Genomic DNA, 14,203 nt, shown 5'->3' on the forward strand with positions numbered 1-14,203 from the left:
CCTTGCGGCACTGATCGGCGCAACCGACTGGTCCTTGACCGCACTTGGTCCGGTCGAGGCGTGGCCGCACCCGCTCAAGACCGCGACCGCGATCATCCTGCGCGCGCCGGTGCCGATGGCGCTGCTTTGGGGCACCGATGGCGTGATGCTCTACAACGACGCGTTCGCGGCGGTGATCGGCGCGCGGCATCCCGGCTCGCTCGGCGCGAAGGTCGCGGATGCGTGGCCCGAGGCCCGCGCGTTCAACGAGCATGTCCTGCGGGTCTGTCTTGCAGGCGAGACGCTGTCGTTTGCGCGGCAGGACATGACGGAGTATTTCCCGAAACGGGACGAGCCAGTCTTTCTCGACCTGAACTATTCGCCGGTGCTCGACGAGCACGGCGTCGCGGGCGGCGTGCTGGCGGTCATCGTCGAGACGACCGACGCGGTCCTCGCCGAGCGCGGCCTGAGAGGCGAAACGCACACGCTCGAGACGCTCAACCTCACGGGCGCGGCACTGGCCGCGGAGCTTGAGCTCGAACCGCTGATCCAGATGGTGACCGATGCGGGCGTAAAGCTGACCGGCGCACAGTTCGGCGCATATTTCCACAATTTGATGGATGAGACAGGCGAGAAGCTCCATCTGTTCACGCTGACGGGTGCGGAGCGGGCGGCGTTCGAGAGACTCGGCCGGCCGCGCGCTACCGCGGTGTTCGGCCCGACCTTCCGCAACGAGGGCGTGATCCGTTCCGACGACATCCTCGCCGACCCTCGCTACGGGCGCAGCGCGCCGCATTACGGCATGCCGAAGGGCCATCTCCCGGTGCGCAGCTATCTGTCGGTACCGGTGACGTCGCGGTCGGGCACGGTGCTGGGCGGGTTGCTGTTCGGCCACTCGGATGTCGCGCGGTTCACCGAACGGCATGAGCGGTTGCTGGTCGGAATCGCGGCGCAGGCGGCGATCGCGATCGACAATGCGCGGCTGTTCAAGGCGGTTCAGGACGTCAACGACACGCTCGAACAGCGCGTCGCCGAGCGCACGCTCGAGCTGACCGAGGCGCATGACGCGCTGCGCCAGGCGCAGAAGATGGAGACGCTGGGCCAGCTCACCGGCGGCATCGCGCATGACTTCAACAACCTGCTGACGGTGATCCGCGGCTCGACGGATCTGCTCAAGCGATCGGGGCTGAGCGAGGATCGGCGAACGCGCTACATCACCGCGATCGCGGATACCGCAGACCGCGCGACGAAGCTGACGAACCAGTTGCTGGCGTTTGCCCGGCGGTCGTCGCTGACGCCGACCGTGCTCGATGCGCGGACGATCGTGCGCGGGATGACCGACATGATCGTGACGCTGTCGGGGGCGTTTATCGATGTGTCGATGCGGCTGCCCGACGAGGCGTGCCTGGTGAACGCCGATGCCAGCCAGCTCGAGACCGCGATCGTCAACCTGGCGGTCAATGCGCGCGATGCGATGCGCCAGCGGGGAAGCCTGACGATCGACGTCGACACCGCGCAGCGGATCCCGGCGGTACGCGGTCACGCGGCGCGGACCGGCGATTTCGTCAGGATCGCGATCCGCGATACCGGCACCGGGATCGATCCTGCACATATCGAGCATATCTTTGAACCGTTCTTCACGTCGAAGGCGGTCGGCCACGGTACCGGGCTGGGGCTGTCGCAGGTGTTCGGCTTCGTCAAGCAATCGGGTGGCGAGGTGATCGTCGACAGCGTCCCCGGCGAGGGCGCGGTGTTCGCGCTGTATCTGCCGCGCGAACGCGATGCCGGCGCGATGACGCTCGATCCGGTGCTGGCCGCCTGTCCCGACCAGGGGCCGCTGCATATCCTGGTGGTCGAGGACAATCCCGATGTTGGCGCGTTCGCGATCTCCGCGCTCGCCGATCTGGGGCACGCGATCGTGTTCGCGCGCGATGCCGAGGAGGCGCTCGATCTGCTCGAGGCGCACGCGGTGGGCTTCGACGTGGTCTTTTCGGACGTGATGATGCCGGGCATGACCGGGATCGAGCTCGGGCGCGAAATCCGCCGGCGCTATCCCGGGACCGCGATCCTGCTGACCAGCGGCTATAGCGAGGTCATCTCGCGCGAAGGAGCGCACGGGTTCGACCTGTTGCGGAAACCCTATTCGATGGGCGAACTCGCCGCCGCGCTCCGCACCGCAACCGCGACTTCCAGCTAGGCCGGCTCCGCGCAATAGGCGGCGACCATCGACCGGATGTCGACACGGGCCTTCAGCCGCGCGGCCAGCAGCGCGGTGCCGCTGATCTTGCGCTGGACGAACAGCGTGTCGATCGGCGGAAGGTGCCACGTCTCGCGGTCGCGCGCGATCTCGGTGCCCTGTTCGCGCAGCACGCCGACGAACGCACGATCGCCGAAATCGAACGGGCCAGGCTTGGCGAGTTCCCCCAGGATCACATCGATCATCCGGTCGACCAGCGCCCGATGCCGCTCGACCGCCGCCTCGCCGAGGAAGCCGGCGGCGACCGCAGCCTCGCGCACCGCATCGCGGTCCCCCGCGAGCGCCGCGGCAAGCAGGCGGCGATAGCGTTCGCCGGTTTCGGCGGGGAGGGGGCGGGCCGCGCCGAAATCGAGCAGGACGAGGCGTTGCGTGTCGGGCTGCCAGCGGTAATTGGCGAAGTTCGGGTCGGTCTGCATCAGTCGCCATTCAAACAACTCGCGCAAAACCAGCGACACGAGATCGTGCATGACGCGGTCGCGCGCCTCTTGCGGCGCGGTTTCGAGCGATTCGACGGGAACGCCGGTAACGAAGCTCATCGCGAGGACGCGCGGTGTCGTCAGCTCGGACACCAGCGAAGGCACGACGAACGCACTCTCGCCCTCCAGCAATGCGCCATAGCGTTCAAGCATCGTCGCTTCGCGCAGATAGTCCGCCTCCTCGTGCAGCTGGCGCTTTGCCTCGCCCAGCAACGGCGCGATATCGAGCGACTTGGGCATCAACCCGGACACGCGCAGCAACGTCGCGACATTGTCGACATCGGCGTCGATGCTGTCCTTCACGCCGGGATACTGGACCTTGATCGCCAGCTCGGCACCGTCGGGAAGGCGTGCGCGGTGGACCTGTCCGATCGAGGCGGCGGCAACCGGATGCGCCTGGAAATGCGCGAACCGGCGGCGCCAGTCCTTGCCCCATTCGGCGGCGAGCACGCGATCGAGCTGCTGCGGCGGCATGTGGTGCGCGTTGTTGCGCAGCTTGGCGAGGATCGTCGCGAGCTCGGGCGGGAGCATGTCGCCCGCGTCCATCGAGATCATCTGGCCAAGCTTCATCGCCGCGCCGCGCAGGTGCGAGAGCTGGTCGGCGACGCGGGTGGCGTTGGCGGGGGTCAGCAGCAGGTCGCCCATGCTCGGCCGTTCGCCGCTGGCCAGCCGCCGCGCGCCCTCGGCGACGACGCCGCCCGCAACCCCGCCCGCAAGCCGCCCGAAGACGCCCAGTCGCGCGAGGCGCCCACTGGGGATGGCACGCCCTGCACTGGCCTTGGCACCGCGGTCTTCGGTCACGTCGCATCCTTCATCGGCCGCGAAGCGCAACCCTGATGCGGGATATGGGGCGCTGTCTCAGGCGATCAATCAGCGCCAATCGTCAATCTACTTGGGTGACCCGGTTTGCGGTGTCCGCAACGAGCGGATCCGCGAGCGTGGTCTCGCCCAGCGACGCCAGCACCGCTGCCGCCAGCGCGTCGAGGCCATAAGGCTTTTCGAGCATGATCGCATCGGTCTCGTCCGCGACCGAAGCCGTATCGCCCGTGGCGAAGACGATGCCGACCCCCGGGCGAAGCGCGCGCGCCGTCCGTGCAAAGTCCGGACCGGACACGCCCGGCAGGTTCACGTCGGTCACCAGCGCGTCGATGGGGACCGTCTGCAGCGCGGTCATCGCGTCCTCGGCACTCGCCGCGTCGACCACGACGAACCCGCTGCCCTGGAGCATCTCGGCGGTGTTGGCACGGATCATCGCGTCGTCCTCGACCAGCAACACCGTGCGGCGGGCAGGCGTGTCGAGCCGGCGGTCGGCGTCGATCCGGGCGTCGCGTGCGGCCTTGGCGGCGGGATTGCCCGAACGCTGGCGGTTGGCGAGCACCTGGCGGAACTTCCGCGCCAATGCTTCGCGCGTGTACGGCTTCGACAACAGGTCGAGCCCGGCATCGAGCTTGCCGCCATGCACGATAGAGTTCTCGGTATAGCCGGAGGTGAACAGCACCGCGAGGTCGGGCAGGCGTTCCTTGGCCTTGCGCGCGAGTTCGGGGCTTTTTAGCGTGCCGGGCATCACGACGTCGGTAAACAGCAGGTCGATCGGTACGCCGCTTTCGATGACGTTGAGCGCGCTCGCGGCGTCGACCGCCTTGAGCACGCTATAGCCGAGATCGGTGAGCAGTTCGACGACGGTGCTGCGCACCTCGTCATCATCCTCGACCACCAGCACGGTCTCGGTACCGCCCGAAATCGGGCTGGCATCCGCGACGACCTCGACGTCCTCGGTCTCCATCGCGCGCGGCAGGTACAGCTTGATCGTGGTGCCTTCGCCGACCTCGGAATAGATCTTCACATGCCCGCCGGACTGTTTGACGAAGCCATAGACCATCGACAGGCCGAGCCCCGATCCCTTGCCCTCGCTCTTGGTCGAGAAGAACGGTTCGAAGACCTTCTCGATGATCTCGGGGCTCATGCCGGTGCCGGTGTCGGACACCGCCAGCATCACATATTGCCCGGGCTCGACCTCGTCATGCGTGCGCGCATAGGTGTCGTCGAGATGGGCGTTGCCGAGCTCGATCGTCAGCTTGCCCTGGCCGTCCATTGCGTCGCGCGCGTTGATCGCCAGGTTGAGCAGCGCGTTCTCGATCTGCGCGGGGTCGATGAAGGTGTTCCAGAGCCCGCCGCCGACCATCGTCTCGATCTCGACGCCTTCGCCGATCGCGCGACGCAGCATGTCGTCCATCCCGCGGACGAACCGCGTGACGTTGACGACCTTGGGCTCGAGCGCCTGGCGACGCCCGAAGGCGAGCAGCTGGGCGGCGAGCTTCGATCCGCGGGTGACGCCTGCCATCGCGTTGGCGACCCAGCGTTCGGCGCGCTCGTTGCCCGCGAGGTTCTTGCCGAGCAGCTGGAGATTGCCCGACACGACCTGGAGCAGGTTGTTGAAATCATGCGCGACGCCGCCGGTCAGCTTGCCGACCGTCTCCATCTTCTGTGCCTGGGCGAGCTTGGCCTCGGCCTGGCGACGCTCGTCGATCTCACGGATGACTCGCGCCTCGAGCGTCTCGTTGAGCTGGCGCAGCTGGTCCTCGGCGCGTTCGCGGTGGCGGACCTGGCGCGCGAGCGTCTCGGCCTGGTCGCGCAGCGCGGCTTCGGCGGCGCGCTGGTGCGTGATGTCGGTGTGGACGCCGACCCACTCGATCACCTCGCCCGCAGCGTCGAGCATCGGCAGCCCGCGCACCGCGAACGTGCGCCACGTGCCGCAATGGCGGCGGACGCGGTGTTCGAACACGAACATCGACTTGGCGAGTACCGCGCTGGTCCACGCCTTGATCGTTGCCGCGACGTCGTCGGGGTGGATCGCGTCGGCCCAGCCGAAATTCTGATACGCGTCGATCGACTGCCCGGTGAGCGCCGCCCAGCCCGGCTGCTCGCCGATCATCCGGCCGTCGGGGCTGTTGGTCCAGAGCACGCCGTGGACCGCGTCCATCGCGGTGCGGAACCGGCCGTTGCTGATGCCGAGCTCGGCCTCGCGCTGGGCCCGGTCTTCGACATCGATGCCGAGCACGTAGAGGCCCGGGATCGTTCCATCCGCGGCGACATGCGGCACATAGCGGAACTCGGCGCGGCGCGGGCGACCGTCGCGGTGCGGGAACACGGTCTGCGCGATGAAGCTCTCGCCCGCCAAAGCCCGATCGAACGATGCGCGGCGATCCTCGTAGACGGCATCGCCAAGCACGTCGCGGACGGGCTTGCCGATCATCGCGTCGGCGGCGACGCCCAGCCAGTTCTCATACTGCGCATTGGCGAGCCGATAGACATGGTCGGAATCGATGTACGAGATCAGCATCGGCACCGCGTCGGTGACCCGGCGCAGCTCAGCCGAGGTGGCGGCAAGGCGGTGCTCGGCCTCGACCCGGCCGCTATTGTCGACCATCGTGCACAGCACCCCGCCGACGCTTCCGCCCGCGCAGTAGATGGGGGTGTAGAACAGGTCGAGCGTCAGCGTCTCGGGGCCGTCGGGCCGCTGGAACAGGATCGGCTGGTCGCGATAGGCCACGGTCTCGCCGCGCTGGCTCGCGTCGAGGACGGCGCGGTTCCAGTCCCACACTTCGGGGAACGCGATCGCGACCGGGCTGCCCAGCGCGGCCGGGTGACGGTCGCCGGCCACCGCGCGATAGCTGTCATTGTACAGCATGACGTGATCGGGGCCCCACATCACGACCTTGGCCACCGGCGAATTGATGATGTTGGCGAGCGTGACGCGGAGCTCGGCGGGCCATGTCTCGATCGGGCCGAGCGAGGTCGCGCTCCAGTCGCGCTGGCGGACCAGCATGCCGCATTCGCCGCCGCCGATCAGCGCCTCGACGGGCGTGCGCGGCGCACGCATCTGGTCGAGCGCGGTGCGGATGATCGCGGTCACATCGCCATGGCCTTGCGCGGCGAGATCGTCGATCTGGCGGCCAAGATCGGCTGGCAGGGAAATGGTGCGCGACGAGGCGGGTGTTGTCATGTTCGACTAGTGGGTTTGCCGCGCACGCGTGTCAATGAATACGAACGGTGGAATACGAACGGTGGCGGGAGGCGGTCACTCGACCGCTCCCGCCACCGCGCGCCGCGCGATCACCCCTCGGTGCGCGGCAGGCCGAGCGGGTTGCCGTGCTTGACCGCCTTGGGCAGCAGCGCGTCGGGCAGATCCTGATAGCAGACCGGGCGCAGGAACCGCTCGATCGCCGCGGTTCCGACCGAGGTCGTGCGCGGATCCGAGGTGGCGGGGAAGGGGCCGCCATGCACCATCGCCGGTGCGACCTCGACGCCCGTCGGCCAGCCGTTCGCGAGAATGCGGCCCGCCTTGCGCTCGAGTACCGGCAGCAGCGCCGCCGCGTCGGCATGGTCGCCCTCGTCGATCTGCAGCGTGATCGTCAGCTGGCCCTCGATCGTCTCGAGCACGCGGCGAACCTCGGCGAGGTCGGCGCAGCGGATGATGATCGACGCCGCGCCGAAGACTTCGTGCGACAGCGCCGGGTCGGCGACGAACGCCTTGCCGGTGGTCGAGAACAGCGCCGCACGGCCGCGGTTCGCGCCCTCGGCGTCGATGCCACGCGCGAGCGTCTCGACCGAGTCATGGCCGGCGAGCGCGGCGACGCCCTGCTCGTAGCTGGCATGGATGCCGGGGGTTAGCATAACCTGCGGTGCGGCCTCGCCCAGCGCAGCGGCCGCCGCTTCGACGAAGGTGTCGAGGTCGGGGCCGTCGACCGCAACGACGATGCCGGGGTTGGTGCAGAACTGCCCCGATCCCATCGTCAGCGATCCGACATACGCCTTGCCGAGCGCCTCACCGCGCGCAGCCAGCGCCGCGGGGAACAGGATGACCGGGTTGATGCTGCTCATCTCGGCATAGACCGGGATCGGCTCGGGCCGCGCCGCGGCGAGCGCGACCAGCGCGAGGCCACCGCTGCGCGATCCGGTGAAGCCGACAGCCTTGATCCGCGGATCGTTGACGAGCGCGGCACCGAGTTCGTTGGCGGGGCCCTGGACCAGCGAGAAGACGCCTTCGGGCAGGCCGCACTTGGCGACGGCGGCCTGGATCGCCTTGCCGACCATCACCGACGTGCCGGGATGGGCGGGGTGGCCCTTGACCACGACCGGGCAGCCGGCAGCCAGAGCGGAGGCGGTGTCGCCGCCTGCGACCGAGAAGGCGAGCGGGAAGTTCGACGCACCGAACACCGCGACCGGACCGACCGCGATGCGACGCTGGCGCAGGTCGGACCGCGGCGCAGGCTTGCGATCGGGCTGCGCGTGATCGATCACGACCGACGCCCATGTCCCCTGGCGCAGATGCTTGGCGAACAGGCGGAGCTGGCCGGTGGTACGACCGCGCTCACCCTCAAGCCGTGGCTGCGGCAGGCCGCTCTCCTGCATCGCCCGCGCGACGAGCGGCGCATGGATCGCCTCGATCTCGTCGGCGATCGTCTCGAGGAACACCGCGCGCGCCTCCGGGTCGGTCTCGCGGAAGGTGTCGAACGCGGCGTCGGCGAGCGAGCATGCGTCGGCGATGTCGTCCTGGCTCGATACCGCGAAGGCGGGCTCGATCTTCGCGTCGGTCGAAGGGTCGATCGCCAGGAAGGTGACGTCGCTGCTTACGGCGCGTGCGCCGATCGGGAAGGTGCCGTCCATGTCAGTTCTCCAGGTCAAACGGTGCAGGCCGTATCGTCGCGACTGCGTCGGCCAGCGTTGCGCATGCACTATTGGTGGGAGCGGTAACACGCAAGCGCAAGGTCGGGATGTTTCGCTTGCGGCGGCCTCCCCGAAGGCGTTGCGGAAGATCGCGGCGCTCCCATCTTGGCGGAATGCACGATGATCTCATCCACCTTGGCCTCATCGACGACGCCGACGTCGTTCTCGACGAGGCGGCACTCGCTTTGGCGCTGCCCGATCACCCTCGCGCCAGTCGCGAGGCGTTTCAGGGCGTCTTCCAGGCGATCGCCGACCGGCTGGAAGCGGCCGGCAGCGAGGGTCTCGACGCGCGGTCGCAGGCCGAATTGCTCGCGATCGTCATCGGCGACGAGTTCGGCTTCGTCGGCGACTCCGCGACCTATGACGATCCCGCCAACACCGACATGATCCGCGTCATCGAGCGTCGCCGCGGCCTGCCCGTCAGCCTGTCGATCCTGTATGTCGCGGCGGCGCGGCGGCTGGGCTGGACGGCAAACATCCTCGACGTGCCGGGGCATGTGCTCGTGCTGGTCGGTGAAGAGGCGGTTCCGGTGATGATCGACCCGTTTCGCGGCGGTGAGCCGGTCGATCGCGACCAGCTCGTCGCGCTGCTCCACGCGGTGGATCCTGGTCGGGTCGCGGCGGCAAACCATGTCGCGACGATGCCGAACCGCGCGATCCTTCTGCGCCTGCTGATGAATGCGGCGACACGTGCCGAAGCGGCCGGGGACGGCCGACGCGCGCTCATTCTCTATCACCGCATGACGCTCGTCGCACCCGACTCGGGCCATGCTTGGTGGGAACGCGCTCGTCTCGAACTGACCAGCGGCGACATCGGCGCCGCGCGCGGGAGCCTCAGCGCGATGCTGGAGATTACGCGCGAGCCCGAGCTTCGCGCGAAGGTCTCCGGCATATTGGCGTCGTTGCACGCGTAAGCCGGGGACGGCCCCGGCCTGACCTTCAGCCGGGAATACCCCAGTTCGCCTCCTCGCCGGCGGCCTTGGCGGTGCGCACCAGATGCTCGACATAATTCTGGAAGACCGGCACCGTGAAGGTGACGAGCGTCGGTTCGCCGTTGGGTTCCTTGAAGGTCAGCACGACGAAGCGGCCGCCCTCCTCGTCGAGGACGAGGCCGGCTTCCATTGCGCCCGGCCCGCTGGGGGTGATGATCGTTGCGGTCATTGTTCGTCTCTTGCGTTGCCGGTGTGTCGTGGCGGCTATGCCGTACATCGTCGATCGGCGTCTACGGCCTCGCGTCAGCCCCTCGGAGGATATGAGAGTCAGGGCAGCGCGAGGTCGGCGAAGTGCTGCCGGATATATGCCAGCTTGGGGTCGATATAGCGGCGGCAGAACGGCCGGCTGGGATCGGTCTGGTAGTAATTGCGGTAGCGTTCCTCGGACCCGCGGAACCCGACGAACGCGAGCACCGCGGTCCGGGCTGGCTCGCCCGTGTCGCTGGCGAACTGCGCGATCGTGCGCGCGGCTTCGTCGTGCTGCTCATCGTCGAAGACGTACACCGCGCTGCGATACCGCCCTTCCGGCGAGTAGGTACCGCTCGCCGAATGCGTCCGGAGGTGGACCTCCGCCAAAATGCCCGGCTGTATGATCGCGGGATCGAAGGTCACGATCACACCTTCCGCCCACGCGTCCCAGGGCGGCTCGGACTGGAGGAACCCCTGATCGACCTGAACGACGCCGCGCAACGCCTGGAAGACCCCTTCGGTGCACCAGTGGCAGCCGCCGCCAAAGCCGATCTTCTCCACTGTCACCTCTCCGCGCCGGTCCCGTCGCGTCGGGTCGTAGTGACGCCACCGCAGGGCGCAACCGTCGATGAAGCAGCGGTCAGCGGGGCCGTTACGTCGACAGCGTCATCCGCAGGATCATCGACGACGGATCGCCGGGGCATGGCGCGGCGTTCCAGCCGCGTTCGCGTTCCAGTTCGATCGCCTGGTGGTTGTCGCGGCTCTCGATCGATTCGAGCGTCGTGATCCCCCTGGCACGCGCAAACGCGGCGACATGGTCGAGCATGCTCCAGCTGATGCCGCGACGCTTGAAATCGCTGCGGATCGCCAGCGCGACTTCGGCGCGCGCGAGGCTTTTATCCGCCGCCAGCATCGCGGTCGCGACGATCGCGTTGGTCGCTGGATCGAAGGCGAGGAAATTCTCGGTGCGCTGGTGATCGACCGTGACGAGCGCGCGGAGCTGTTCATGGCCGACCTCGTGGATCGCGCTGAGGAAGCGAAACCGCAGATCCTCGACGTCGACATGCTCGAAGAACGTGCCGAGCGCAGGCTCGTCGGCGGGGCAGGCGGGGCGAACATGGAAGACATAGCCCGTCCGCGTCGCGATATCCGCGCTCCACGACACGACCGGGAGTGTTGCTCCGGCGTCTGCGCGCTCGCTGACGAGTTCGACCATCGTGATGTCCTTTGCGATTGGCCACCGCGATCGGCGACGCACGCCGTACCTAGCCGCAAGGCGACCGCCGCCGCAGCGTCGGGAAACACGTAGCGTCCCCCGCGCCTGCTTCGCCCCGACGATATGGAAAGGACCACTTGTCGCCACCCCGATTTTGGGCGACCAAGCCGCATGATCGAACCCAAGCCTACCAAGGTCCGCACGGCTTTGGGCCGCAACCTCACCTACGGAATGCTCGATACGGTGGGCCGTGCGATCGTCACCGGCCATTATGACGGAAAACGCTTTCCGACAGAGGCTGAACTGGCGACCGAGCACGGCGTCAGCCGGTCGGTCACGCGCGAGGCCGTCAAGATGCTGACCGCGAAGGGCCTGCTGTCCGCGCGTCCACGGCAGGGCACGATCATCCAGCCGAACACCGCGTGGAACCTGTTCGACACCGACGTGCTGCGCTGGCTGCTCGAACGCCAGTTCACGCTGCCGCTCTTGCGCAGCTTCAACGAGCTTCGCCTCGCGGTCGAGCCGATGGCGGCGCAGCTTGCAGCGATGCACGCGACGTCGGCGGGCGTCGCGATGATCGCGGCAGGCTATGCGCGGATGGAGGCGGCCGAGCGCGGCGATGACGATGCGCTCGATGCCGATATTGCGTTCCACGTCGCGATCCTGCGCGCGTGCGACAATCCTTTCTTCGCGCAGTTCGAGGATCTCGTGTCGACTGCTTTGCGCACCTCGATCCGCTTCACCAACCGCTTCAAGGGCCGCAGCGCCAGCCTGCCCGCGCACAAGGCCGTGCTCGAGGCGATCGCCGCGCGTGACGCAAGCTCCGCCAGCGCGACGATCCGGTCGATCATCGAGGACGTCATGATCCTCATCCGCCAGGCCGAGAGCGAAGGCGCGGTGGTCGATCGCGGCGCAGCCGTGCTCGGCTGACGCGAACGCTTATACCAGCCCGCGCCCTTCGATTTTAAGGACGGGGACGAACCCGCCGCCGGGGTTCGCGGGCATCGTCAGGTGCAACCCGCGCGCATCCCGGCGGTGCGCGATCGTCGCACCGCCGAGCAATGTCACGCGCTCGACGGCGCCCTCGGCAAAGCGGTGGCGCCCCAGCGCCTCGATCGTGACCTCGCCCCGCGGCCAGCCAAGAAACAGCGCGTAGAGCGCCCCCTTGTTGGTGGTGAACCTCACGTCGCGCGGCGTGAACACCCCCGACGATTGCTCGTTCTGCATGCCCGCCTGTAGCTTGGTCGGGCCCTCGCCATAGATCCGCCACGGCCGCGAGCCGAAGATCGCCGCGTCGTTGACCGCGATCCAGCGGCTCATGCCGTCGAGGATCTTCTCCTCCTCGCCGTCGATCGAGCCGTCGCCCGGTTGCGGGATCGACAGGAGCAAATTGCCGTTCTTCGACACGACGTCGGCGAGCCGCTGGATCACCTGTTCGGCAGTCTTGTAGCTTTTGTCGGTCAGGCGCGCGACATTGTAGAACCAGTCGCCGATGCACGTGTCGGTCTGCCACGGCTCGTCCCACAGATGGTCGGTGAAGCCGCGCTCGACGTCCTGCACCAGCCCGAAGCGCGCATAGGGCTTTAGTTGCTTGGCGGTCAGCACGACGTCGATCGTGCCGTGCCACGCGATCGATCGGTTGTAATAGTCCGCCGCCGCCTGCAGCCCGATCGGGCCGAACGGCAGTTCGTAATCGTCGAAATAGCAGAAGTCGGGCTTGTATGTGTCGATCAGGTCGGTCTGGCGGAGCAGCCATTTGGCGGCATAGCCCGGATCGTTCGGCGGCGGTGTTTCGATCCACTGGCCGTCGTTCGCCTCATGCCAGGCGGCCATCGCCGCGATCGTGTCGATCCCGTTCGGCAGAACCGCGTGCGCGCCGGTATAGAGCTGTTGGGGGTCGAGCCCGTCCCACCATTTTCCGCGGCCGTCGGCGGCGCGCAGCGTGAAGGCGTCATAGCGTTGCCCCTTCAGCGGCCCGGTCGGGTCATAGCCGTAAGCGGTCTGGTACCAGTGCCAACTATGCGCGGCATGGTTCGACACGCCGAACTTCAGCCCGGCCTGCCGCGCCGCCTTCGCCCAGGTCCCAACCACGTCGCGTTTCGGCCCGACGCGCAGCGAGTTCCACGCGTGATAGCGACTGTCGTAGCAGTCCAGATTGTCGTGATGGTTGGCGAGCGAGACGAAATATTTCGCGCCCGCCTTGGCATAGCGCGCGATCAGCGCATCGGGATCCCAGCGGTCTGCGGCCCAGCGGTTCATCACCTCCATCATCCCCGACCGGGTCGGATGGCCATAGGTCTTGAGGTGGTGGTCGTACGCGGGGTGCCCCTGCAGATACATCAGGCGGCCGTACCAGTCGCCCTGCTCGGGCACCGATTGCGGCCCCCAATGCGACCACAGCCCGAGCTTCGCATCGCGAAACCAGTCGGGGTAGCGATAGTGATCGACCAGCGACTGCCAGGTCGGTTGCACCGGACCACGCGCCAACCCCATCGGGCTCTGCGCCAGCGCGTGCGTCGCGGGACCGAGTGCTGCGATCCCTGCTAGCACCGACCGGCGGCTGAGATCGACGCTCACTTGGCCCCGGATACCCGGCGGATCGCGGCGAGCGCGAGCGGCCGCATCGCCGCATAGCCGGCGGGCGTCGGGTGGACGCCGTCACTCGCCAGCCCCGGCTTCATCGCGCCGTCTGGCGTGGCGAGCGCGGTGTAATAGTCGACATAGGTGAAGCCATTCTTCGCCGCATAGCTTTTCAACCAGCCGTTCAGCGCGCGGATCTGCGGCACCGGCTGCTTGTCCTTGCTCCACGGGAAGGCGGCGGCTGGCGGGATCGAGGCGATGATCACCTTGATACCGTTTGCGCGCGCGAGGTCGGCCATGCTGGCGATGTTGCCCTGGACGATCTCCATCGTCGAGGCGCCGGTGTTGCCCGCAATGTCGTTGGTGCCCGCCATGATCTGCACCGCGCGCGGCTTGAGCGCGATCACGTCCTCGCGGAACCGCACCAGCATCTGCGGCGTGGTCTGGCCGCTGATCCCGCGATCGACGATGCCGTCGGTGAACAGCGCGGCATCTGCGCCGATCCAGTTGTCGGTGATCGAATCGCCCATGAAGACCACCCGGGCGGGCGTGTGCGACGCCTTTAGCTGGTCGTTTTGCGCGCGGTACCGGCACAACTGACCATAGTCGCGCATCATCATGTGCCGCTTCCACGCCTCCCACCCTGCGCCGTCGGTCGGCGCGGGGTGCGCGGGGCAGGGGGCCGCGACGATCCCGACCGGATCGCCGGCATAGGGATCGCCGGGCGACACGGTCTGCGCGATCGCGGGCACCGCAGCCAGCGAGAGTGCGACGACGAACATCCCGC

At 67.9% G+C, this 14,203-nt stretch carries 11 protein-coding genes; 3 read left to right on the top strand and 8 right to left on the bottom strand.

Annotated elements, in window-relative coordinates:
* The first annotated feature begins 34 nt into the window (after window positions 1-34).
* Complete coding sequence (locus C8J26_RS15810) at window positions 35-2,176, top strand: hybrid sensor histidine kinase/response regulator (RefSeq protein ID WP_244185349.1); 2,142 nt, start codon at window positions 35-37, stop codon at window positions 2,174-2,176.
* Here C8J26_RS15810 and C8J26_RS15815 read toward each other — a convergent pair.
* The 3 genes from C8J26_RS15815 to C8J26_RS15825 form a co-directional block, all read right to left on the bottom strand.
* On the bottom strand, window positions 2,173-3,513 hold the full coding sequence (locus C8J26_RS15815) for an ABC1 kinase family protein (RefSeq protein WP_107959390.1): 1,341 nt from the start codon (window positions 3,511-3,513) through the stop codon (window positions 2,173-2,175). The genes C8J26_RS15810 and C8J26_RS15815 overlap by 4 nt on opposite strands.
* A gap of 82 nt (window positions 3,514-3,595) precedes the next feature.
* Window positions 3,596-6,715, bottom strand: a complete 3,120-nt coding sequence (locus tag C8J26_RS15820; protein WP_107959222.1) for a PAS domain-containing protein — start codon at window positions 6,713-6,715, stop codon at window positions 3,596-3,598.
* A 110-nt stretch (window positions 6,716-6,825) separates the two neighbouring features.
* Complete coding sequence (locus C8J26_RS15825; protein WP_107959223.1) at window positions 6,826-8,379, bottom strand: aldehyde dehydrogenase (NADP(+)); 1,554 nt, start codon at window positions 8,377-8,379, stop codon at window positions 6,826-6,828.
* Between the two features lie 173 nt (window positions 8,380-8,552).
* Between C8J26_RS15825 and C8J26_RS15830 the strand changes: the two genes are divergently transcribed.
* Window positions 8,553-9,353, top strand: coding sequence for a transglutaminase family protein (locus C8J26_RS15830; RefSeq protein ID WP_107959224.1), 801 nt, complete (start codon window positions 8,553-8,555; stop codon window positions 9,351-9,353).
* Between the two features lie 25 nt (window positions 9,354-9,378).
* Here C8J26_RS15830 and C8J26_RS15835 read toward each other — a convergent pair whose 3' ends face one another.
* The 3 genes from C8J26_RS15835 to C8J26_RS15845 form a co-directional block, all read right to left on the bottom strand.
* Complete coding sequence (locus C8J26_RS15835) at window positions 9,379-9,600, bottom strand: hypothetical protein (RefSeq protein ID WP_130325346.1); 222 nt, start codon at window positions 9,598-9,600, stop codon at window positions 9,379-9,381.
* 98 nt (window positions 9,601-9,698) lie between these two features.
* On the bottom strand, window positions 9,699-10,181 hold the full coding sequence (locus C8J26_RS15840; protein ID WP_208631423.1) for a peptide-methionine (S)-S-oxide reductase: 483 nt from the start codon (window positions 10,179-10,181) through the stop codon (window positions 9,699-9,701).
* A 91-nt stretch (window positions 10,182-10,272) separates the two neighbouring features.
* Window positions 10,273-10,836 carry a GNAT family N-acetyltransferase gene (locus tag C8J26_RS15845; RefSeq protein WP_244185350.1) on the bottom strand — a complete coding sequence of 188 codons (564 nt, stop codon included), beginning with the start codon at window positions 10,834-10,836 and terminating at the stop codon, window positions 10,273-10,275.
* Between the two features lie 171 nt (window positions 10,837-11,007).
* On the opposite strand from C8J26_RS15845, the gene C8J26_RS15850 reads away from it, so the two are divergent.
* Window positions 11,008-11,766: a FadR/GntR family transcriptional regulator gene (locus C8J26_RS15850; RefSeq protein WP_208631424.1), complete on the top strand. Its 759-nt coding sequence runs from the start codon at window positions 11,008-11,010 to the stop codon at window positions 11,764-11,766.
* Between the two features lie 9 nt (window positions 11,767-11,775).
* Here the strand turns inward: C8J26_RS15850 and C8J26_RS15855 are convergent, their stop codons facing one another.
* Both C8J26_RS15855 and C8J26_RS15860 read right to left on the bottom strand, forming a co-directional pair.
* Window positions 11,776-13,329, bottom strand: a complete 1,554-nt coding sequence (locus C8J26_RS15855; protein ID WP_107959393.1) for an alpha-L-fucosidase — start codon at window positions 13,327-13,329, stop codon at window positions 11,776-11,778.
* An 80-nt stretch (window positions 13,330-13,409) separates the two neighbouring features.
* Window positions 13,410-14,198 (bottom strand): SGNH/GDSL hydrolase family protein, encoded by a 789-nt coding sequence (locus C8J26_RS15860; protein ID WP_107959394.1) that lies wholly within the window; start codon window positions 14,196-14,198, stop codon window positions 13,410-13,412.
* Window positions 14,199-14,203 lie beyond the last annotated feature (5 nt).

It is taken from the genome of Sphingomonas aurantiaca (assembly GCF_003050705.1).
Lineage (GTDB): Bacteria > Pseudomonadota > Alphaproteobacteria > Sphingomonadales > Sphingomonadaceae > Sphingomonas > Sphingomonas aurantiaca.